Genomic DNA, 23415 nt, shown 5'->3' with positions numbered 1-23415 from the left:
GAGGGTTAGGGAAGGGTAAAACTTACGCTTGAACCCAGATGATTAAACTGTTTTAGACTTGCGTGTACACCGTAGCTGCTCCCCCTGCTTCAACGGATAAATTTTTTAACCCAAGGGTATTGCTTTATGGGGTACTAGTTGGAACTGGGCTGCTACTTGGAGTTGGGCTGCTAGTTGAACTTCCAGGATTAGCAAGGGCACGAACCTGTTGCAGATGTTCTTGAAGGGTTGGTAGCGCTTGAGCTGCAAATGCTTTCACGTCTGGATCTTGTCCTTTTTGAGCTTCATTCTGAAATGCGGAGACATCTTTTTGATGACCTCGAAGCATCTCATTTATGTATTCGCGATCGAATTTAGCACCAGAAAGCGCGGATAAGCGTCGCTCGGCTAGCTGATTTGCCCTACCGATAGTAGTTGGCAACGTGATACTTTTTTGAGCCGCCAACTGTTTGAGTTGATTATTCACTTGGGTATGATCTTGAACCATCTGCTGTCCAAATTGTTTTACCCCATTGCTGCTTCCACGTTGTGATGCCAGTTGTCCTAGTCGGACTTCTGCTAAACCATCTTGAGCGGCTTCAGTCACGAATCGTCTGTCTAAAGAACTAAGGTTATTTTGCCCTGATGTCCTTGGTGAGGTAGTTGGTGAGGTAGTTGGTGAGGCAGTTGGTGAGGTAGTTTCAGTTCCTTGTACAGGTACAGCAGATGGAGCTTCTGATGTATTTTGGTTGGAAGCAGTTGGTGTGCAACCAGTCGCTAAAGATAAAGCGATCGCTACTATACCAGTAGAAAATATTTTGAAATTGGACATAATTTAGTGTTCTCCTTGGATAAAGCTATATTTTGAAACGTTGAATGAAAAACAAGTGCGATCGCACAGTTGAGTAAGCTACAAACAAAGCCGATTAATGTGAAGCAAATGCCGCCGATGCAAATTTGTGCAAATAGATTCAAGATTTCTCGATTGAATGCAGGGATATCATCTGGTTGAGTTCTGTTTGGGCGAGGAGCGGTTGCAAAAATCCTTCCGAAACTGTAATGCCGCCACTAATCCCGAAGCAGAAGCAGTTTTTAACAACCTGCGTCTACTGATTTCCATAATTGTCTCCTACAAGCACCAACAGGAATGAGCCGTATACTATCACTGCTATCTGGCACAGAGACTCTAGCTAAGGTGTGCTTTTAAATATACTCCGCAAGATGCATTCACAATGCAAGCCGATGCATTCTTAATGCAAGTCGATGCATTCATAATGCAAGTTGATGTATTCCTAATGCAAGTCGATGCATTCACAATACAAACTGAATATATTGTAAAAACTTACTTTTTGTTTAAGCTTGCTTGATTTAAAACTTTATCAATAAAGGTAGGAGTTAAAGGGCAGTAGGAAAACCCTCTGTTTTTTGCCTCGTAACGAACTCGCAAGCGAGAGACGAAAGCACCACCACTTTTCCCACTAAACCTGCTGTTGTGCCACTTTACGAATTTCCTTCGCTCAGAAATTGCTTAACCGTCTTAGGTTTAATGTGGGGATAGCGATCGCTCCCAATCCGATCGAGTTTGCCTTTACCCGATACCATCGCATACATATACTGGTCGTAAACGTACTCTTCAAGTGAACTGGCTGACGCTTTTTTATTAGCAATCCAAGCTTTCATCTCGGCAATACTGCCCAATGATTTTTCGGTTAATTTGCTGCCCGTTGCCTCTTCATAAGTGGCTTTCAATTGCTTCGCGGTTAGAGTGTCACCTGCAACTTCTAATGCCGTGTTTGCCAAGCCTGGGTCGCTCACCGCTTCAGCCACATACTTGGCGGTATCACCAGTAGTGGTAAGATCGAGCGGCGTTTCACCATCGCCCCAGTATTGAAATATCTGATGTTCTAAGTCAAACAGTGGCATATAAGTGATGAATTCCATAAATACCCCGTTGAGAACTAAGGTATATTCCAAACCCATGAGCTGGAGATACTCAAACACTTCCTTCCGCATATCTAGGTTATCATTGTCGCCATAGTCCAGCTTGCGGTAGTCTACCGAGTAATCGGAGGGAATGAACCGCTTCACGCCCTGCTGTTTGGCAGCATCAATCAGGTTTTTCTGCCCTGGCACGGTTACTTCGTTATTGCCGATCGCAGAGACGACAACATCAACTCCTGCACACGCTGGCAGTAGGGTTTCAGGCTGCATCACGTTGCCTTCGACTATCGTTGCGCCCAAAGCTTTCATTGCGTCGATCTTTTTACGATTTTCTGGATTGCTGTCGTTAACTGAACGCACCATTGCCCGCACATTCACATCGCCTTTGTCAAGTAGAGCCGAAACAATCTTAAAACCCAGCATCCCAGTAGCACCAGCGACTAGAACCGTCAATTTTGTCGTCATGATTTTTTTTGTGAAGTTTACAAAATCTATTTCTTAATGAGGCGGATTCGCTACCTAAAAAGCAACTGCACATCAGCGATCGCCTGCCAGCTCTTGCGAGCCACTTATTCATCGTCAGCAACTCAGGAAATTGCGATCGCAGCAACGCGAGATCGGTGCCTTTGTGTCCGAGTTGTTGCATCACCCGCCGCAATTAGATATCTTCTAATTCGATAACATCGAAGACTAATCCCACCAATTCCAACGCTTGTTTTTCTGCTTGCGTGAAGGCTGTAGATTTATTTAAGGAAGGGTCTTGAAGTAGTTCGATGCCACGCTTGCCGTTAAGATTAGGGGTGATAATCAAGGTTTCACTTTGTAATTAGTTAAGGTTTGAATTGAGTTAAATCTTGATCGCGATTTTGCCGAAATGTTTCCCTTGCTCCAGGTCGGTAAATGCCGCTCTTACCTCGTCGAAAGTAAAAGTGCGATCAATGACTGGATGAATGTCGTGCTGCTCGATCGCCTGATTCATGTCCTGAAAATCCTGCGTATTGCCAACTTCCATGCCGCGAATCGTCGCATGTCGTTCCATCAGGGACAGCGCATTGATCGTCATTTCCGAACCGCCAAGTAGACCCATAATCGAGATGCTTCCGCCCGTTCGCAATACGTTGAGCGATCGGACGAGATTTTTGCCGCCGACGGTTTCAAGCACTGCGTCAACACCAACGCCGTCAGTGAATGAGAGCACTATTTCTTCCCAGTTAGGTGTAGTGTGGTAATTAATGAGATACTCGGCTCCCAACTCTTCGGCTCGTCGGAGTTTAGCATCACTGCTTGATGTAATAATGATATGGGCACCGAGTGCTTTGGCAAACTGAAGGGCAAAAATCGAAACACCGCCCGTACCGTGTAGTAATACCGTCTCGCCTGCTGTGACACTGGCATAGTGCAGCGCGTTCCAAGCAGTCAACCCAGCCACGGGTAAAGTACACGCTTCTAAAGCCGAGAGATTGGCAGGAGCCTTTGTCAATTGATCTACCTTAAAGACTTTATATTCGCTTAATTGTCCGGGAGAGCCGGCCCCTTGGCGTGTCGCATAGTCTACGGCTTGCTTGGTCGGTTTGCCGCTAGTCCATTTGGGAATGAAGGTCGTGACTACTGCATCGCCAGGTTTGAAAGCAGTCACATCATTGCCCACCTGTTCAACGGTGCCTGCCCCATCCGCCCCTGGTATAAATGGCAGGGATAGGTTAGGATTCAGCTTGCCTGTGACAACCATCAAATCGACGTAGTTGAGTGAAACGGCTTGGATTTTGACCAGGACTTCATCAGTAGCAGGTTGCGGCTTGGGCACTTCGATCCATTCGAGATGGTCGATGCCGAAACCGTTTTGGATCGCAATAGCTTTCATTGTTGTTCTGTATTGGGTTATAGTCGGCTGTGCTGATCGATCTGCCAAAGCCAAACTTGAATAATCTGGTGTTGGGTAAGTTAGCTTGCGAAACCTTGTAAGAATTTGGTTTTAGCCGCAGGATACTGCTGAATGAATTGCTCAAGCGCTTGATTAGCTTGTTCTTGATCGGGAAAAGGTATTGAAGGAGGAGGCAATGTGCGTGCCTCTGCGGGCACTGTTGTGGCTATAATCGTGTACTCAAAACCTGCGGGGACATAAGTATTGAGTAATCGTGCCGTTTCAGAATCGATTTGAAAAGCGTGTTTTGTACCTCGTGGAATTGACACAAACGATCCAGCAGTTGCTTTAATCGGTTGGTCTTCGACAAAGAAAGTAGCTTCGCCTTCCATAATGTAGAAGGTTTCATCTGCCGCCTCATGGATATGAGGCCCAGCAGCAGGGCCGTGCGGCACCAACTGTTCTATACAAGAATACTGTCCATCCGTATCTTCAGCAGTTGCCAGCATAATCCAGAGAATGCCCATACCCCAATAAGCGCGACCTTCGGCACTATTAACTTGAAAAGCTTGTGGCTTGTTTTGTGCGTTCATGTATAAATCCTTTATTTCAATTAGTTAGAATTTCATGGTGAAAAAAGCTTTATTTTTATCCCTTGATTGACCAATCTCTAGAAATCGTAGGAAAAATAAAGCCTGAGTGTCTTGGACGATCTTGCTTTTTAACAGTACATTCTTGCTCTAAGCGCGAAACTGGCTGGGTGAAACACCAAAATGGCGCTTGAAATGGCGGTTAAGGTGACTTTGATCGACAAAGCCTACTTGAATTGCAATGTTAGCAATTGAGAGATTTGTAGTTTTGAGTAGCCGTTTCGCCTCTTTTGTGCGGCATTTAAGCAAATACTGGTGTGGTGTTAACCCGGTCGATTGTTTAAATAAACGGCTAAAGTAATAAGGACTTATTTGCACCATTTCAGCCATGCTCGTGAGGCTAGGATTCTGCGTCGAATGCTGGTGAATATATTCAGTCACTTGTCGTAATCGAGCTTGTGATAATCCATCAGAATAGCTTGCAATTTTGGGCTTTTGGGTTGAGTAGTGCCGTAGTAAATGAGCAGAAAGCGCGGTTGCCATTGACTCGGTGTAGAGGCGATCGCAGGCATTCTCAGATTCAAGATTTACCTTTAGAGCAATCCCAATTTGATAAATTAACGGGTCATTTAACTTGAATTGGGGTACAATCTCAAGTCGATCCGGATCGACCACTTCCGCCGCGATCTGCTCGATAAACGTGGGTTCAAGGTGTAGAGCAATCCATTCGCTTTCATCTTGTAAACGCACTGATACAGGAGCAGTTGCAGGAGTTAAACAAATATCGCCGTTGCTGAAGCTCGCGCATCGTAGATGACCATTCAGCAATTGCTCTTTGATCGCGACGGCGTGATTGAGATGAATAGTAATCAAATGCTGTGAGAAACAATGCTCAGGAGTCTCAACAGCATTGTGGTATTCGTAATAGCTAACTCTGACTCCATTCCAAAATCCTTTTTGACTAGCAAGAACAGGCGCACTTGAACCAATTTTTGAAATGAATTCGTCGCTAGCAGCGTCAAGTATTAACGGCTGTTCTGTAGTCATGCTTCTTTTAATGTCTGTTAAAGTCTCACCATGAACAAATACTTTGGTTACAAATAGCACTTATTCTTACCCCCTGATATCTATCTGGAGTTAGGATTAATTACTTCTTGTAGAACTGACTTTTCACGGCATCTATACTTCATTTACCTGAAATGTGCTGTATCTCTTTAATTATGGAAAATACACAGACATTCTACACCCGTTCATGTACTTGACACCCCTTTGCGGGGCGCTAAAAAGCCAAGGACAATTGCTACCAAGAATAATGCTGGAACATCACCAAACAGGTGTCCCTGTTCAACAGGGTCAATTACTGCATGTACCGCCATGATCAGCCCGTGGACTACGCTTGATATGACGGTGAACCAGATTAAACTGAGGTGAGCTTCTGGTTGCTTTGAAGCTAACAGCAAAAAGATACCAAGTGTCGCATAAACACCAATAATCATCTGTTCGTATTCGTGCTGACCTGGTTGCCATAACCAGCCTGATGCCCAGACCTGAGTTAGCGGATAGATAAGTAGAAAAGCTATACCAACAAGAACCAGAGCGATTCGTAAGTAGCGATCGCGCTCATCCATTGCTTTAACCTCCACTATTTTCTAGTGCAGTCTTTACTAACAAAACTGTATAATTTTTTGATTGTATTCCTACTGGTGACACTTCAGCTTTAAAGTGTTAGAAATTTTAACGCTCCTCATGGTTTTTAGTGTCGTCTTACGGTTTTGTAATTGCATCAGTCTGCAATATTAATACATTGACCTGTTATGTTAATACATCGGTCTGTTATGCCAATATATTGACCTGTTATGTTAATACATCGGTCTATTATGCCAATACATTGACCTGTTATGTTAATACATCGGTCTGTTATGCCAATACATCGACCTGTTATCTTAAACTATCCTTTCTAACCTTGCTCTATCTGAAAATTTCATTTTATTGATAACTTTTTTTGTTGTAATGGGTACATTAAATGTACAAATTACTAAGTATGCATATATGCCTTCTCAAAATACAACAAACCGTTTGCGTCCTCAACTGATTAATCAAGATATTGAGTCATTCCACGGTTTGCAAACCGTCAGCAATTACAACACAACTCGTGCTGATGCCTCAGCTGCTAATTTGCAGGAAGCTTATCAGGCAATGTTGATTTCTCAACAAACCGAAACCGAGAAACTAGCTTTATACCGTGCTTCTGCTGATGCTGCGCGATTAGCAGAGTGGGAATTTCATAATGCCGTATTGGCGATGAAGGAAGTTGTACGCGGGCAATATGGCTCAGATAGCGATCAAGCTCAAGCTGTGGGATTGAAGAAAAAATCAGACCGCAAGCGTCCTTCTCGCAAAAAGCAAGTTGCGATCGCGTAACCGTCTGCTGGAAGCGATCGCAAGTTAATCAATTTAATTGAGTTTGAAAATTAGCCATGCCTACGCCTACGCATTTGCAGTATTCGGCGTTGTATGCAATTAATCTCTGGCGCTTATATCTTGCATTTGCTGATTGCTCGAACGCTCTAACTCCAAATCTTCCCAAGAAACTGGATCTTCTACAGGTTCCAAGTGAGTTGTAACGTGGGTTGAAGGCAGCACCCGAACAATAGCAAGCTCAATTGCCTCGCACAAATCATGCCCTTGTTGCACTGTCCAAGATCCAGGTACAAGAACATGAAAGGAAACAAAGCGACGGGTTCCAGCACTGCGGGTTCGCAAGGCATGAAACTGGATGTCTTGACGTTTATACTCGTTAAGGATGCTCTTGATTGCGTCAATTTCTTTTTTAGGCAAAGCTGCATCTAGTAAAGCGCTACTGGTTTCCCGTAGTAAACGAAATCCTGTCCAAGTTATATTTGCTGCTACTATCAGTGCAATAATTGGATCGAACACGAGAGCGCCTGTTACTTTGACGAGAAAGATTCCAACTACTACACCGGCCGAAGTCACCACATCAGTAAACAGATGGTGAGCATCAGCCCTGAGTGTAATGGAACGCAATCGTCGCCCTGCTCGTAGCAAAATAAAGGCGACAACGCCGTTGATTGCAGTTGCAAAGAGAGAGAGTGCCAACCCTAATCCCATCTGTGTTAACGGTTCTGGATGCAGCAAGCGTCCCCAAGCTTCAACAGCAATGCTAATGGCTGCCACTATAATCAACGCACCTTCTGCACCACTGGAGAAGTATTCGGCTTTAGAATGCCCAAAGGCGTGTTCGGCATCGGCTGGTTTATCAGCGTAGGTCAATGCCCATAGAGCAACCAATGCAGCTAAGAGATTTACAATTGATTCAATAGCATCTGAGAGCAAACCTACTGACCCAGTTAGTAGGTAAGCGCCAAACTTTAAGGCAATAGTGATGATTGCTGCTGCAATCGATAAGAAAGCGTAGGATCGGGCTGTTGGACTACTCATCTCGGTCGCGGACGTAATTACAGTGATTCCGAGCTAAGAGTACCAAATTTTACTTGAGCGGTCATCAATCTTGAGTCTTTTACTGATTGGTATTTCAAGACGACTTTTCACGGCATCTGGAAAACCTCTCTTCTATTTATCTCTCCTAAAAGGCTACGGTGTACACACATCTTTCTAGAAAACCATCGTCCTAGATCCCCCTAAATCCCCCGATAAAAAGGGGGACTTTGAGAGCTTTTTGCCCTGTTTTTTAAGGGGGGTTGGGGGGATCGAAAGCCTGTGGTGCAACTCTAGAAGACTTGTGTATACACCGTAGCTCCTTTTAGGAGAGAGACTTTGAATTTTCCCCTTTCCGCATCGAGAAAGGGGTTAGGCGGTTAGGTTTTAGGCGGACTTTTGCACATGAAGTGAAAAGTCAAGTATCATTGCCGCGTATGAACTTCTTGCTCATACTGGTAATGTTGCGATCGCCATATCTACAGCAGCTTGTCTAAGGTAATTGGCAAATCGCGGATGCGCTTACCTGTGGCATGATAGACAGCATTAGCGATCGCTGCCGCAGTTCCGGTAATCCCAATTTCACCAATTCCTTTGACACCAAGCGGGTTGATATGTGGATCGTGTTCATCGACAAACAACACCTGAATATCGGGAACATCTGCATTCACTGGTACGTGATACTCACCTAAATCATGGTTGACAACGCGTCCTAGATTCGGGTCTATGATTGTATGTTCCATTAACGCCATGCCAATACCATAGATAATCCCACCAATCAGTTGACTGTTGGCTGTTTTAGCATTGAGGATGCATCCCACACCAAAAGTTCCCACCCAACGCGATACTCGCACTTCACCTAAATCAGGTTCGACGCGCACTTCGGCAAACTGCGCTCCAAATGAGTGCATTGAGAACTTTTCTTGTTCTTCTCCCGGCTTGGCATCTGCACGCGCTTCGATCATTTTCATACCGTGCCGTGCCAAGATTGCCTGATATGTTTCGCTGGCAGAGGATTTATTCTTTAAGAAAAAGCTGCCATTTTCGGCAATCACATCCTCAGCCTTTGAACTATAAAGGGGCGATTTTTGATCGGTAAGTGCTAATTGTAGAAGTTTACTCCGAGCTTGATTCCCCGCTAAATGTACAGCCGAACTTACACTAGCTGCGGTTTGCGAACCACCAGAAACGGGAGTTTGTGGCATCTTCGTATCGCCTAGTTCAAAGCGAACTTTCTCAACTGGTAAACCGAGTGCCTCGGCTGCAACTTGAGTCATCACAGTATAAGTTCCCGTACCAATATCTTGCGAACCGCTCAGTACAACGGCTGTACCGTCTGCCATAATTTGAGCGATCGCCGATGCCGGAGAACGGTTGGTAGGATAAGTAGCTGTGGCCATCCCCCAACCAATTAAATAATTGCCATCGCGCATCGAACGGGGCTGAGGATTGCGCTTTTGCCAGCCAAATTTTTCTGCCCCTAATTTGTAACATTCCCTCAGTGACTTGCTCGACCAGGGCAGTCCTTTACTAGGATCGACTTCAGCATAGTTACGCAAACGCAGTTCTACCGGATCGATATTGAGCGCATAAGCCAGTTCGTCCATTGCCGATTCTAGGGCAAACGACCCAGAAGCTTCTCCAGGCGCACGCATATAGGTTGGTGTTCCTTGATCGAGCTGAACCAGACGGTGGCTAGTTTCGATATGGGGGCTAGCGTAAAGCATCCGGGCGCTTTTTCCAACAGGTTCGATAAATTCATCGAAAGTTGAAGTCTGTGAAGTGCCGGCATGTCGCAAAGCAGTCAATTTGCCATCGCGAGTTGCACCGAGAGAAACCTGTTGAATTGTCTCCGGTCGAAAGCCGACAGGCCCATACATTTGTATCCGTCCCAGAACTAATTTCACTGGGCGATTAACTTGCTTTGCGGCGATCGCCGCTAGCGGTACGTGCGACCAAGCCGTTCCTTTGCAACCGAAGCCACCGCCCACAAAGTAAGACATAATGCGGACTTTCTCAGGCTCAATTCCCAATACCTCCGCAACTTTTTGTTGAGTCGAAAAAATTCCCTGAGTTGCGTCATACAGCAGCAGTTCATCGCCTTGCCAAACTGCTGTTGTGGCATGAGGCTCCATCGGATTGTGATTTTCGACTGGGGTGGTATAGGTTTGCTCGACGCGGACAGCCGCCGCCGCTAGTCCCTGGTTGACATTGCCATGCGCTAAATCGGGCGGCTCCTCTCTAGGGATTTTACCTTTAGGCAAGTATGCCTTAGTGAGATTTTCCCGCATATTAATAGTTGGTTTCTCTTCGTCATAACGAACTTGTACGAGTGAGGCAGCATACATCGCTCGTTCAAAGGTATCGGCAACCACAACACCAATATGCTGACCGCTATAAAGCACAACGTTATCTTGCAGGACTTGCAACTTGCGACCGCCGCCTTTTTCTCCAGACGCTTTGGGCGCGTTCAGGTGGGTAATTACTGCTAATACACCCGGTACTTGTTCCGCCGCCTTGGTATCGATTTGGGCTATTTTACCTTTGGCGATCGCACTTTGAATTGTCACACCATAAGTCATTTTGGCGATCGGAAACTCAGCCGCGTAGCGTGCGCCACCAGTCACCTTCAGGTATCCATCAACTCGATTGAGCGGTTTGCCGACAACTGTATTTCTATCCCCTGTATTCATGCCATCCCTCCCACCGTTGCCAGCGCTTTAACAATTGTGCGTTTAGCTAGTTCGACCTTAAAGCTGTTGTATTTTTGAGGTTTAGCACCGGCGATCGCAGCGTTTGCGGCTGCTTGAAATGTTGCCTGATTGGCAGGCTTGTTCAAAAGTATTTTTTCCGCTTCCAAGGCACGCCAAGGCTTTGTGCCCACGCCACCAAGGGCAATCCGTGCCGCGCGAATGATGCCATTTTGAATATCTAATGCAGCTGCAACCGATGTCATCGCAAACGCATAGGAGGCGCGATCGCGGACTTTTAAATAATGCGATCGCTTCCCAAAGGTTGAAGCTGGTAAATCAACAGCAACAATTAACTCACCATGCTCTAAAACTGTCTCCCGTTCAGGCGTATCGCCAGGTAGAAGATGAAAATCTACAAGGGGGATACTGCGCTCTCCCCTCGGCCCGCGTGTTTGCACGACTGCATCGAGTGCCACCATTGCCACCGCCATATCAGAGGGATTGGTGGCAATACAGCGATCGCTACCGCCAAGAATCGCGTGAATCCGGTTGTAGCCCTCGATTGCCGCACAACCTGAACCGGGAACGCGCTTATTACAAGGCATCGATGTGTCGCGAAAGTAGTAACACCGAGTACGTTGCAGCAAATTCCCGCCTACTGTTGCCATATTTCGCAGTTGCGGTGATGCCCCAGACAGCAACGCCTCCGACAGCATCGGGTAACGCTCTTGAATTATCGGATTATATGCAACATCGCTATTGCGTGCCATTGCCCCAATTCGCACACCGTTGCCTTGCATTTCTATCTTGCTCAGTGGCAGTGGGTTAATGTCAACCAACTCTCTTGGGGTTTGGACATTCAACTTCATCAAATCGATGAGGCTAGTACCACCAGCGAGATACGAAGCTTGGGCATCTGGAGCCACCAACGCCACGGCATTCTCTGCTTGTCCCGCTTTTTTATAGTTAAACGGCTGCATCTTTTTTTCCCTCTAAGACATCGCGGACGGCAGCCACGATATTTGGATAAGCACCACAACGGCAGATATTGCCGCTCATCAGTTCGCGAATGTCAGCATCTGACTTGGCGTGTCCTTCGTTCACCAAACCCACCGCCGAACAAATTTGTCCTGGCGTGCAGTAGCCGCACTGAAAAGCATCGCGGGCAACAAACGCAGCTTGCATCGGGTGCAGATTGTTTCCTTGCTCCAACCCTTCAATAGTTGTGATTTTTGCGTCGGTGTGCATAATCGCAAATGTCAGACACGAATTAATCCGTTGCCCATCAACCAGTACCGTGCAAGCACCACACTGACCGTGATCGCAACCTTTTTTAGTACCAATTAATCCTATGTATTCCCGAAGTGCATCAAGTAAGGTAACACGCGGTTCAATTTGCAAACTATGTGGTGTTCCATTGACTTGCAGCGTCACCTTCACAGTTTCAGAAGTGGAAGTTGGCAGCATTGGGGTAGTTTTTTTTACTTGAGTTTGTGCTACAGCTTTCTCTACAAAATTAGCGATCGTCGCTCCTACTGTACTGACAATCATCAACTTACCCAACTTGCGGCGTCTTAAGACAAACCTCATCTATTTACTTCCTTCAATTTTTGTTGAGTAATAATATTTAATAACTTTCTTGACTTCAACTTTTTATAAAAAACCACCCTTTTTCACAAAAATTTTCCTGAAAATGATATTACAATTTAACCTCGTCATCGTGTCTCTATCAGAGGATTTATGCCATAAGTATTATTCATCATTATTGTAAAGTTTTATAATAGCAATGCTTTTCTTCAATACAATAGGAGAGTTAAAAATTAGAGAAAATATTCAATTAATTTTCCCTATTATTTATCTATGAAGCCTAAGTAAATAGAATGTAAAAAAGACTTAGTTAAACTAGACATACTAGCCAGATAGAAAAAGTATGCTTAAATTACTAACATTTATAAAAATTTTAATCATCTTAATAAATTTGTCTTTAATTAAAAAAATGATTTTTTAACTAATAATTTTTTCTGAAATTTAAAGTAAAATTTTAATTATTAAAAATCACTATTTCCCAATTCTGTATGAAGGGGTCAAAATAATGTGCAACTTCATAGAGAATTAATATTGGGTGGTTTCATATAAGCAGAGAAAAACTAAAACTGGGTTTACAAGCTTCTCCTCATCTGGGCTACAGTATACACACAAGTCAAATTACTCTCTTGCAAAAGAGAGAAAAAAGAAATCTAGTTCCCTCCCCAATATATACGGGGAGGTTTAGGGTGGGGTAAAACCTTGGTTAAAGACTTGTGTATACACCGTAGCCTCATGTGGAGAGACGAATGGAAGCTTCTAGCACTTACATACAACACAAGGGGCTTAAGCCCCTTGTATCACCAAAACTGATCTTGTGCAGTTTTACAAAGAATTGGTACTAAAGCCTTTAATTTACAAGAAAACCATATTTTCTGAGTACAGTTTTAGCTTGACTGCCAGATAAAAACTGGACAAATTCTTTAGCGGCAGAAGTATTTTTACTACTCTTGAGTACAGCCACCGGATAAACAATTGGTGAGTGAAACTTATCATCAGCAGCGACTACAACTTTTACCTTATTGGAAATTTTGGCATCAGTAGCATAAACTAAACCTGCTTCGGCATTACCACTTTCTACTGCTGCTAAAACTTGACGCACATTGTTAGCAAAGACCAATTTTGACTTGACGCGATCGTAAAGTTTCAATTTCTTTAAAACTTGCTCTCCATATTGACCGGCAGGTACACTTCTGGGTTCACCGATCGCAATTTTTTTAATCTTACTATCTGCTAAATTGTAGAAGCTAGTGATGCCAACAACATCCTGAGCCACAATTAAGACTAGACGGTTATTTGCTAGATTAGTACGGCTACCTGGTAACAACAATCCTTTTGCTTCCAAAGCATCCACTTGCTTTTTGCCAGCAGAAATAAAGATATCTGCTGGCGCACCTTGTTCAATCTGTTGCTGTAAGGCACCAGAAGCCCCAAAGTTATAACTAATATTGATATCTGATTTACTTTGTTGGTACAAAGGCTTAATTTCTTCCAGTGCCTCTTTTAAACTGGCAGCTGCGGACACGAGTATGCTGGTATTTGACTGTGCTATTACAGGAGAAGGAGTAACTAACGGTAAACCAATTGTTAGCAGCAAGCCAGCAACCGCTATACCCAGGAAGCCAAAAAATTGTCTTCTTTTCATAGAAAAGGTGTTTGAAAGGTTTCTTCCATAAAATTGATGCTAGGTAAAATAATACCAAAGATACCAACATCTAACCAACTATATCGGTAAAATATGCCTAGAAAAGAACAAGGGTGGGTTACATTCCAAACCTCAGAAGAGGAGCGAAAAATTTTGGAAGAGTTTTGTGACCAATCTCAGCGAACCAAGACTGAGATTCTTAGGGAACTAGTACGTGGTCTTAATCAACATTCTTCACCATCAAATTCCCTACCAACCATAAATACAGAAGAGGAAGATATCTACACTCAAATGCCTGAGATAGAAATTAGTATTCAAAAGAAACCGCTCAAAGTTAGCTCTCGCAATATTCTTAAGGGTGTTGTTAAGCGAGTTGTTACTGGAGCTGTTAATAGTGAGGTAACGCTGGAAATTGTTCACAAAGTTGAGTTAACTTCGATTATCACCAGAGTATCGGTAGAGGAGTTGGATTTGTCTGAGGGGAAAGAGGCTTATGCCGTTATCAAGTCCAACGATATAGTTATTGCCAGGGAATAAGCTGTGGCTATATTCCTGAACAATTGCTACACAAATAAATTTATATTGCTGCTAGTAAGGGCGTACAGCTCTACGTCCCTATAAATAATTTGGGATAGTTTATTTTTTGTCAGTTCCTTACAAATTACGAACAGGGCTACGAACAGATTTCATAGCCCAATACTTGTCGGGTTTTAGGGAAAAGGGGAATGGGAAAGGGGAAAGAAAAAACCTTTAACCTTTAACCTTTACCCTTTTCCCCAAACCAAATTACAGTTTAAAATCCAAAATCCAAGCAGTATTGGTTCGTAGCCCTTGTTTACCACTTTGTCGCTTATGAAAGCACTGGTTGTGCTTCCAACTTCTCGGCTTTGTTCTTCAAGATGGTTGGTAATTCGCTACTGAACGCCTCACCTTCAACCACTTGCGAGCGGAAACCATCGGGCCCGACTGGAACATCGCCCGTAATGGTAGTGCGATATAGCACACGCTCGACTTCCAGATGATCCAAATCCTGAGGGGCTAAATGTGAGGTGGCGCGGTTGTCCCAGAATGCGATGTCACCGTTGTTCCACCGGAAGCGGGTAGTGTAGGCGGGTTTGGTTATCTGGTTAAAGAACAACTCAAGCAGCAGGTCGCTCTCTTGTCGTGATACGTCAAGAATGTGCGAGGTGAAGCCAGGGTTCACATATAAGGCGCGTTCACCTGTCTCAGGATGAACCCTTACTACTGGGTGGATTGAAACAAGCGGATTGGCTGCGATGCGCTGGGCGATCTTGCTGTTGCTGGGCAGATTCAAACGCGCATTGAAGCGATGTTCAGCTTTCAATGTGTCTGCAAGTGCCCGCAGGGGTGCTGATAGACCCTCATAGGCTGCAACTAAATTAGTCCACTGTGTATCACCACCGAAGCTAGGGACATTAACCGCACGCAAAATTGATGCCGCAGGTGGATTGACAACTGCTGTCACATCAGTATGCCAGCGACTCTCGTAGCTGGAACGGCGGAGACCATTGCGCCGCTCGTAACGGCTGCGGTCAATCGGCAGGATTTCTGAGAAGCCCTCAATCGGCTCATCTTCGTGTGGATGTGCATAAGTCACTTCGCCAAAACGAGCCGTGAACGCAATCTGTGCGGCGTGATCAATGTTTTGACCACGAAAGAACACAACTTTCCACTTCAATAGTGCTTGACGAATTTCTTTGACTGCATCATCGTGCAAAGGACGCGACAGGTCTACGCCACTGATTTCAGCACCGATGAAACCGGCTACCTGTTTGACTTCAATGTGTTTGTTGCTCATGTGAATTTCTCAGAGTTTGATCGATATGAACCGGGTTCGCACTCGTCGGTTTACTTGGTTAGATAACAAAGGAGGCGATCACAGTTGAAAATATTGTACGGCAAATCTACCAATTTACCGTAGTATACATTTACCATATTTTCGGCTGCCGGAACAGTGGTCGATTTCTGCAAGTGCCTTTTTTTGAAAATTACGACGATTCCACAAGTAATATTTTTGTGTCGCTCACTACTCGTATGCGTATTTTATAGTACTTTCATATAAACTTCATGAAATATTTTTATTTTTAACACAAGTATTTCATGTGTTGATTAATTTATACTGTACGATGACAGAGAAACAATTCTATTTCCTATGAAATTAATCTAACCAAAAGTTGCAAAATACTGAAAACTCATTTTCTGGGCATAGAAAAGTTTTAATTAAAATATTTACAAACAATTTGATACTAGTTAAGTGTTAGAGTAAGAGGAAAATCCAGAATTTTAGTTGCTATTTACTACCTGTTAGTTTAAGTATAAATAGATCAAAAATGAGAGCTATAAAAAATATTAACCATAGAAATTTTGTAACTGAACATTATGAATTAAATTGTAAATATTACCCCAATGAAGTTAGTATTTATAAACATAGTCAGAAATTATGATTTACACACTGTACAAAAGAATCATTTTATGTATCAGCAATATGCGGTTTCAGCTTTTGTAACTCACTTTTTATTGGCTGCATAGGTGCAGCCAATAAAAAGGTTATTGGAAAATCTAGTTATAATCTTTGAAAACATACTTACTATTTTGGTTTGTCTGTTAACACCTTAATTCTTAATAAATAATAGAAACTACTTTATATTTAAGTAGATTATATAAATTCTAAATTTAGTATTCAGGCATAGTAAATTACTTTTGCCATTACCAACAGACTACTAAAAAATTATCAATCGTATTTTACCAATGTAAATACAGGTTTTTCCTCTCATGATTCCTGATTATACAGTAGGTGAGAACATCCAAAATTTGCAATTTATTGAGTTAACTTTAAACTCAATTTGGGAGTTAATTAACATAAAATAGTTATAGCTTTTTGCAAAAATTATGAAATTAAGATGTAACTAAAAGCAATGTATGTTAAAAATCAATCTAACGAGCATAATAAAACTTTACCAATCTTTATTAAGACTTTGAGGAGATTATAAATTATATGAAAAATCAATTATCGCAGAATTGGATTAATTCTAAGTCTTGGCTGCATTTTTTAATAATCATTTTATTAGTAATAGGTATATTTTTTCGCTTCGTCAATATTGACAAAAAGCTTTATTGGGGTGATGAGGTTTTCTCATCATTACGCATATCTGGCTATATGCAATCAGAAATGAAGAAGGAGTTAAGTGGTCGTGTGTTCAGCGCAGAAGATTTGCGTAAATACCAATATCCTAATGCTGAAAAAAATGCAATTGATACAATTAAAGGGATTGCTTTAGAAGATTCACAGATTTTGCCGCTATACATTTTGATGGCCCGATTTTGGGTAGAATGCTTTGGCAATTCTGTAGCAGTAACAAGAACTTTTTCGGCATTCATTAGTTTGCTCACTTTTCCTTGTCTTTATTGGCTCTGCCAAGAATTATTTGAATCTTCACTAGTAGGGTGGATAGCTATTGGGTTAGTAGCCGTTTCACCTGTTCACATCGTATATGCACAAGAAGCACGAGCATACAGTTTAGGGATAGTGGCTATTTTACTATCGAGCGCAGCACTGCTACGAGCTATGCGCCTTAAAACAAAGGTTAGTTGGTGCATTTATGCAGCAACATTACCACTAGGATTTTATACTCATCTATTTTTTACCTTAGTTGCGTTTGCCCAGGCAATTTATGTAGTTGTTATCGAACGCTTCCGATTGAGTAAAACATTAATTTCTTACCTACTATCATTGCTTGCAGGGTTTATAACTTTTGTACCTTGGATTTGGATTATTATTACCAACCCTCAGCCAGACGCAGTAGCTTGGACGAATACTAAACCTACATTATTTGAGTCAGCTGCAAGGTGGGCTGGTATCTTTAGTCGTGCATTTCTTGATTTTGGTATTAGCCCTAGCGATCCCGGAAAACTTAAGATTGCCTTAATTCCTTTTATTTTAATAATTTTAGCTTTAATGTTCTACGCAATTTATTTTCTTTGTCGAAGAACCTCTAAAGAAGTTTGGTTATTTGTCTTAACTTTGATTGGATCTGTAGGGCTTCCCTTATTTATATTGGATTTCATCTTTCAAAAGCGATACGCTACTAGTCGTTATACACTTCCTTCAGTTTTAGGTATACAGTTAGCCGTTGCTTACCTATTGACTACTAAAATCACGACTATTTATCCTAAAGCTTGGCAAAATAAACTTTGGTCAATTGTAATGTTTATAGTAATTACGAGCGAAGTTATTTCTTGTATGTTCCACTTTCAAGCCTCGATTTGGTGGAACCAAGTACCTGGAAAATATGAAGAATATCCTAAAATAGCTAAGATTATTAGTCAAAGTAACAAACCACTTGTAATTGGTCATGAAGATAATCTATTTTTAGAAATACAAATACTTGGTCACTTAGTTGATCCAAAAGTGCAGTTTAAACTCGCAGCAAAAAATCAGTTACCAGAGATTACAAATGGCTTTACTGACATATTTTTGTTCTTGCTCAAGCCGTCTGACTTCTTGAAAACTGGAATTGAAAAAATTTATAACTCCAAGTTAGAGCAGATAAACGACCTTCTCTGGAAACTAAAAAAACCATCTGAACTAAACCGTTGATACTGCTTAAAGACTCAATCTGATGCAAGTAATCAAAAATGTTTTAGTTAAGGGTTTTAAAATTTGAATATCGCTCGTAGGTTAAAAATTAATATCAATTACCTTAACAAGTGGCAAAATCAGAGCCAAAATATACTTTAATTAAACAAATAATTTAAGTATATACTTGTACTTCCGCCGCGTATGTCATTGCCCCGTGAGCGCCCCCTGATAATTGAAGTCAGACTGCCATCTTCCCATCCTCATTTATTAGAAGGGCTAGATATATGGTTGCGCTTAGGTTTGATATCCGATACCCAAGTCAGACAGCTATGCCAAGAATTTCTGATATGTGCGGTGGTATTAGAACCCCAACTTCAAGCGAAAACAAAGGTAGTATTTGCAACTGACGACCCCGTACAGCAGTTGCCCGTAGCAGCTTTAGAATCTAGTAGCCGTAGACAACCGCACCAAACACCACCTAAACCCAACTTTATCAGCACAATGTTGCAGTCTTTGGGGGCAGAACTCAGTGTCCGTTGGCTGCTGTTTTTAGGGGTTTTCTTGGTAGTGGTATCCTCTGGGGTACTGGCTGCTAGTCAGTGGGAGAGGTTTCCCGCCTCTGGACAGTACGGGGTTTTATTTGCTTATACTTTGAGCTTCTGGGGATTAAGCTTTTGGGCGACTAGGCAAAATAACCTCAGATTGACGGCTCAGACATTGCTGATTGTCACCCTTTTGTTAGTGCCAGTGAATTTTTGGGCAATTGATAGTTTTCAATTATGGCGGAATCCTCTGGAATGGATTGTAGTTGCGATCGCCTGTCCTACTCTCACTGCTATAACTGCTTTACTCTCCAAAAATCGGACTATTTTTGCCAATTTACACACTGGCAAATTACTTTTAGCAAATATTCTCGGTTTGAGTTATCTGCATTGGGGTTGGCAATTGCCAGGATTTCCCTTAATTGCCGTTTATGTAGCAATGATCGGCACAACTATTATTACCATTTATCACAATTACCAACAGCCTCAGGCTCTGGGCGAGGCAGATGAAAGCGCTCGCCAAAAGTTAAGTATTAGTTTACCTGCTGCTGTAATTATTTATGCGTTGATAGTGCTGTTAGTGCGAGCGATTTTTGTTGCCAAGGTAGATGTTACACAGTTGGGTTTAGCCATTGGCATTTGCGGCTGGTTGGTGACTTGGTTAGCACAGCAGGGAGGGGAGAGGGGAGCAGGGGGCAGGGGGCAGGGGGCAGGGGGAGCAGGGGGAGCAGGGGGAGCAGGGGAGGTAACGGTAATATCTTCCTCATCTTCGCCATTCCCTTCATCTTTGTTAATTTGGGAAAGGCTTGGTGGCATTTTACTCTTCTTGGGTTGGCTGGTTTCGGTAGTAAATTATCCTTGGCAAGCAATAGCTGTAAGTGCTTTGAGTTTGTGGTTTGTGGGAAGTCGCTTGCGGCGGTACAGTTTAAAGGTAGACTTTACACTGGTTTTCGTCATCGGCTTAGAGACGATTTGGCTAGGTTGGCGATTAATACCTGATAATTTCCAGAAATTAGCGATCGCAACTGCCACCCAACTCACCAATTCTCAAAATGAACCTTGGGCTTTAGTGGGTGTAGCTTTATTTCCCTACGTAATTTTAATGGTGGCGCTTACAGATGGTTTGCATCGCAGCCAAAAAGAAGAATTAGCTAAATTTGGCGAACTGCTTACCCTGTTATTTGGAAGTTTTTTAACAACGATCGCTTTAGTAAATCCCACATTGCGATCGCTAAATCTGCTACTTTCTACCACCACTCTCGCATTCGTCACTCAACGCCGCTCCCCCTCATCCCTTCCCCTGGTATACCTCACCCATATCATGGGGATACTGACATTTTGCTCTACCATTAATTGGCTCTCACCGAACCTGATTCAACAAGCCTGGGCAAGTATTTTATTGGCTTTGATGGTTGCAGAATGGCGATTTAGCTTAGAGGAAGGAGTATGGCAACGTAGCGCATGGGACATGGGTTTAGGGCTAGCCGCAGCTAGTTTTTTCCTTTTGTGGATGAATGCAGAATCATCTTGGTATGGCATAGCTGATAGCCCATCTAATTGGGGAGTCTTATGGCTAGTTACGCCTTTAGCTCTCACGGGTGTTGCCAATGCCACAATTATAGAGCGGCGGATTACTAGCCGTTACTTGAGTATCTTGACTTTGGTAGTTGCCCAGCTACTGACTTTACAGCTACCAGGAATCAGATTAATCGGTTTGGCTGTAGGTGTCGGTTTGATGTTCACAAATACACGCTATTTGCGAAACCAAACATCTGCGGTAATTACAGAAGGATTTGCTTTAAGTTTCATTGGGGCATTGCTGTGGACGGGTGTGCCTGGTTTACCTCGCCTAGCCTTAGCAGGTTGGTTTGTCGCGGGAGCGATCGCAACTCTAAGTCTCTGGTTAGCGCGGACACTTTTGAAGCGACACAGTAACGAATTAGCAGTTATCTATGCCGCCGCCAGCGATAAATGGGCGATCGCCTTGTGTGGTTTTGAATTGTTGGGTTTGACACTACACTCAGTGCTGATTTACCAAGGGTTTACAAATTCGGGATTTTTGTTCTTAATTGCCACTGTAATCACCTTGGCAGCCATTGTTTATCGCAGTTGGCGAGAACCGACAAATTGGGGATTTTATGCCATTGGTTGGTGTTTGGAATTGTTGATTGCCCAAGTGCTAGGGTTGGGGGAACGCTCAATTATTAGAATAGCGATCGCGGAGCGTGGCTTGCCAATCGCAAATATCGCTTTAGGTTTAATCGCTCAACTTGTCGGCGAGTGGTGGCGGCGACGACATGAATTAGAAAGACTTCCTAGCAGTCTTCACATTTTGCCCTTAATTTATGCTGCATTCAGCGTTTTGCTGCGTTTGCACACCTTCACCGAGTGGACTGGTTTGTATTCCTTGGGTGTAGCTTTAATTATTATCGGCGTGGGGCGACGACACGATAACTTTAAACCCTTGCTGTACTTAGGAATCATTGGTGTATCCATTTCTGCTTATGAACTTTTGTTTTATCAAATGTCACAAGCTTCAGGAGGAGCATTAGGTGATGGATTGATTGCCATGTCTGCCCTTGGCGCTAGTATCATGTATGCTTACCGCATTCTATCGCCTTGGCTAGTCAACTATTTACACCTAACTCCTCAAGAACTGAAAAGAATTGCCCATATTCATTGGGTTTGGAGTAGCTGCTTATTAATGGCTGCCATTCCTCTTCCCATTGGAGTTAACCGTTTGGTGGGATTGGGAACGGGGGTATTTTTGATTCGTTATGCCATCTTTCAGGGACGAAATTCGCGCCCTTCCCCCAGCATCTTGGGAGGAATTACAATCGCCGAGATGTGGGTTTACCTTGGCTTATTAGAAGTAGCTGGGATGAGGATTTATTGGCGCGAGACAGCAGTCGGAAAATTTTGGGCTGGGCCGTTAGTTCCTTGGAATGGTGCGATCGCCTGTGCGATCGCCTATTTCCTGTACATTCTACCTTGGGAAAGTTGGGGTTGGTCTAAAAGACCTTGGCAGCAAGCCGCCTACATCATACCACTGATAATATTATGGGAAACCAGACTGCAAACTTACCCCATTACCTTAGTACTCGCAGCTGGATTCTATATCTTCCTGGCAAAAGTTGACGGAAACATCCGTTTTACTTATGTTAGTGTGGCGTTGATTGATTGGGCGCTTTACCGTTGGTTTGATTCCTTACGCCTGATTGATACTTTGTGGTATGTAACACCAATTGGGTTATCACTGCTTTATATTGCTCAAGTAGATACCCAACTCAAGCTACCAAAATATAAAACCGCTCGTCATCTTCTGAGAGTGCTAGGTAGTGGTTTAATTTGTGGCTGGGCAATTTTATTTCATCAAAATGCAGCCTGGATACCTGGAATTTTCAGCCTCATCGCCATTTTTGCCGGATTAGCTTTACGAGTGCGGGCTTTTCTCTACATTGGTACAGCTACTTTTTTAATTACTACAATCTATCAATCGGTAATTTTCAGTTTGCAATACTCATTTTTAAAATGGATTGTTGGTTTGCTGGTTGGCATCTTACTGATTTACATCGCCGCCAACTTTGAAACCCGCCGCGCTCAAATCACTTCTTTAATTCGTAGCGCCATTGATGGATTTCAATCATGGGAATAAGAGGTGATATCATGTCCGCATAATTAGTTACGATTCCCATAGTCATTGCACCCCACCCCCAACCCCTCCCCGCTCTTCGTGGCTACGGTGTACACACAAGTTTCTTAACCTGCAATGGCATTGCATCGACTGACAATGGCATTGCATCGACTGACAATGGCATTGCATCGAATGACAATGGCATTGCATCGACTGACAATGGCATTGCATCGAATGACAATGCTAAGTAGAAGGACTAAATTAAACCTAACTCGATCTGGCCTTCGACTGCGCGGAAGTTGAATCTCGACTTCGCTCGATTACCGCGTAGTCGAAACTCAACCCTCAAGGAATAACCTTACCGAGCATTGAGCGTTCGCGTAGCGTCTCCCCTTGGGAGAAGTCGAAATGCGTCTTCTAAATAATTGTGTCCACCTACTTATATTTAATCATGCCTGTCCACTGACGCTAGCCTCTCCCTTTAGGAGAATGTAATACCATTTCACGAAATTCTTGATACAAATTACTTTTCTTGCTTCCCCTGCTTCCCCTGCAAGAATCTGTATCAACCTTAAGGTGAAATGGTATAAAGGGTTGTCAGACAGAATATCAGGAGCTAACCACAACTCCCAAGCCATCATTGGCATTAAGTCCTCCACTGCTCTACCAAAACAGGTTTTAGAGGTCTGTCCTATTAATATTTTATAAATTTCTAGCAAGCATTTCAGTGCTTAAAAATCCAGGACTAAATTCCTTACTACGAACTTATTAACCCCTCGTAACTAATGGGATATCTAGTTTTGAATTGTTTACTTCTATAGTTTGAGTGACTTCGCCCCATATAGAACAATACAGTTCAGTTAAGAAAAATTGTAGGTTGGGTTAAGCAA

At 43.0% G+C, this 23415-nt stretch carries 19 protein-coding genes; 4 read left to right on the top strand and 15 right to left on the bottom strand.

All coding sequences use genetic code 11. From position 1 onward, the window contains the following. Positions 1-124 precede the first annotated feature (124 nt). The 8 genes from RMX98_RS01005 to RMX98_RS00970 all read right to left on the bottom strand — a co-directional run bounded on the left by RMX98_RS01005 (position 125) and on the right by RMX98_RS00970 (position 6014). Positions 125-811 (bottom strand): DUF4142 domain-containing protein, encoded by a 687-nt coding sequence (locus tag RMX98_RS01005; RefSeq protein WP_322676957.1) that lies wholly within the window; start codon positions 809-811, stop codon positions 125-127. A 668-nt stretch (positions 812-1479) separates the two neighbouring features. Then, a complete protein-coding gene (locus tag RMX98_RS01000) occupies positions 1480-2385 on the bottom strand; it encodes an aromatic alcohol reductase (protein WP_322676956.1) in 906 nt (301 codons plus the stop codon). Continuing rightward, a complete protein-coding gene (locus RMX98_RS00995) occupies positions 2330-2566 on the bottom strand; it encodes a hypothetical protein (RefSeq protein WP_409880975.1) in 237 nt (78 codons plus the stop codon). The genes RMX98_RS01000 and RMX98_RS00995 overlap by 56 nt, the downstream gene beginning before the upstream one ends. Before the next feature lie 12 nt (positions 2567-2578). Beyond that, a complete protein-coding gene (locus RMX98_RS00990; RefSeq protein ID WP_322676955.1) occupies positions 2579-2731 on the bottom strand; it encodes a hypothetical protein in 153 nt (50 codons plus the stop codon). Positions 2732-2767: 36 nt separating this feature from the next. After that, a complete protein-coding gene (locus RMX98_RS00985) occupies positions 2768-3781 on the bottom strand; it encodes an NAD(P)-dependent alcohol dehydrogenase (protein WP_322676954.1) in 1014 nt (337 codons plus the stop codon). Between the two features lie 80 nt (positions 3782-3861). Continuing rightward, the gene (locus RMX98_RS00980; RefSeq protein ID WP_322676953.1) at positions 3862-4374 is read right to left on the bottom strand and encodes a quercetin 2,3-dioxygenase; all 513 of its coding nucleotides are present in this window, start codon (positions 4372-4374) and stop codon (positions 3862-3864) included. Positions 4375-4521: 147 nt separating this feature from the next. Further along, entirely contained in the window at positions 4522-5478 is a 957-nt protein-coding gene (locus RMX98_RS00975) for an AraC family transcriptional regulator (protein ID WP_322676952.1), read from the bottom strand. A gap of 143 nt (positions 5479-5621) precedes the next feature. Continuing rightward, the gene (locus RMX98_RS00970) at positions 5622-6014 is read right to left on the bottom strand and encodes a DUF6632 domain-containing protein (RefSeq protein WP_322676951.1); all 393 of its coding nucleotides are present in this window, start codon (positions 6012-6014) and stop codon (positions 5622-5624) included. Between the two features lie 406 nt (positions 6015-6420). On the opposite strand from RMX98_RS00970, the gene RMX98_RS00965 reads away from it, so the two are divergent. Continuing rightward, positions 6421-6792, top strand: coding sequence for a hypothetical protein (locus tag RMX98_RS00965; RefSeq protein ID WP_322676950.1), 372 nt, complete (start codon positions 6421-6423; stop codon positions 6790-6792). 99 nt (positions 6793-6891) lie between these two features. On the opposite strand, the gene RMX98_RS00960 is transcribed toward RMX98_RS00965, so the two are convergent. The 5 genes from RMX98_RS00960 to modA all read right to left on the bottom strand — a co-directional run bounded on the left by RMX98_RS00960 (position 6892) and on the right by modA (position 13749). Further along, positions 6892-7830, bottom strand: a complete 939-nt coding sequence (locus tag RMX98_RS00960; RefSeq protein ID WP_322676949.1) for a cation diffusion facilitator family transporter — start codon at positions 7828-7830, stop codon at positions 6892-6894. A 476-nt stretch (positions 7831-8306) separates the two neighbouring features. Further along, complete coding sequence (locus tag RMX98_RS00955) at positions 8307-10520, bottom strand: xanthine dehydrogenase family protein molybdopterin-binding subunit (RefSeq protein ID WP_322676948.1); 2214 nt, start codon at positions 10518-10520, stop codon at positions 8307-8309. After that, the gene (locus tag RMX98_RS00950; protein WP_322676947.1) at positions 10517-11500 is read right to left on the bottom strand and encodes a xanthine dehydrogenase family protein subunit M; all 984 of its coding nucleotides are present in this window, start codon (positions 11498-11500) and stop codon (positions 10517-10519) included. The genes RMX98_RS00955 and RMX98_RS00950 overlap by 4 nt, the downstream gene beginning before the upstream one ends. Continuing rightward, positions 11487-12110 carry a (2Fe-2S)-binding protein gene (locus RMX98_RS00945; protein WP_322676946.1) on the bottom strand — a complete coding sequence of 208 codons (624 nt, stop codon included), beginning with the start codon at positions 12108-12110 and terminating at the stop codon, positions 11487-11489. Before RMX98_RS00945 ends, RMX98_RS00950 begins: the two co-directional genes overlap by 14 nt. An 844-nt stretch (positions 12111-12954) precedes the next feature. Beyond that, positions 12955-13749 carry a molybdate ABC transporter substrate-binding protein gene (modA, locus tag RMX98_RS00940; protein WP_322676945.1) on the bottom strand — a complete coding sequence of 265 codons (795 nt, stop codon included), beginning with the start codon at positions 13747-13749 and terminating at the stop codon, positions 12955-12957. Positions 13750-13842: 93 nt separating this feature from the next. Here modA and RMX98_RS00935 point away from each other — a divergent pair, with 93 nt between their 5' ends. After that, the gene (locus RMX98_RS00935; RefSeq protein ID WP_322676944.1) at positions 13843-14286 is read left to right on the top strand and encodes a molybdopterin-binding protein; all 444 of its coding nucleotides are present in this window, start codon (positions 13843-13845) and stop codon (positions 14284-14286) included. Positions 14287-14599: 313 nt separating this feature from the next. On the opposite strand, the gene RMX98_RS00930 is transcribed toward RMX98_RS00935, so the two are convergent. Next, entirely contained in the window at positions 14600-15568 is a 969-nt protein-coding gene (locus tag RMX98_RS00930; protein WP_322676943.1) for a TauD/TfdA dioxygenase family protein, read from the bottom strand. Positions 15569-16765: 1197 nt separating this feature from the next. On the opposite strand from RMX98_RS00930, the gene RMX98_RS00925 reads away from it, so the two are divergent. Then, positions 16766-18367 carry a glycosyltransferase family 39 protein gene (locus RMX98_RS00925; RefSeq protein ID WP_322676942.1) on the top strand — a complete coding sequence of 534 codons (1602 nt, stop codon included), beginning with the start codon at positions 16766-16768 and terminating at the stop codon, positions 18365-18367. Positions 18368-18550: 183 nt separating this feature from the next. After that, on the top strand, positions 18551-22546 hold the full coding sequence (locus tag RMX98_RS00920; RefSeq protein WP_322676941.1) for a DUF2157 domain-containing protein: 3996 nt from the start codon (positions 18551-18553) through the stop codon (positions 22544-22546). An 82-nt stretch (positions 22547-22628) separates the two neighbouring features. Here the strand turns inward: RMX98_RS00920 and RMX98_RS00915 are convergent, their stop codons facing one another. Next, a complete protein-coding gene (locus tag RMX98_RS00915) occupies positions 22629-22751 on the bottom strand; it encodes a hypothetical protein (protein WP_409880972.1) in 123 nt (40 codons plus the stop codon). Positions 22752-23415: the final 664 nt, after the last annotated feature.

The sequence above is a fragment of the Nostoc sp. DedQUE02 genome (assembly GCF_034531035.1).
Taxonomy (GTDB): Bacteria; Cyanobacteriota; Cyanobacteriia; order Cyanobacteriales; family Nostocaceae; genus Nostoc.
Note: the sequence above shows the minus strand (reverse complement) of the source record. Positions and strands in the feature narration are given on the sequence as shown.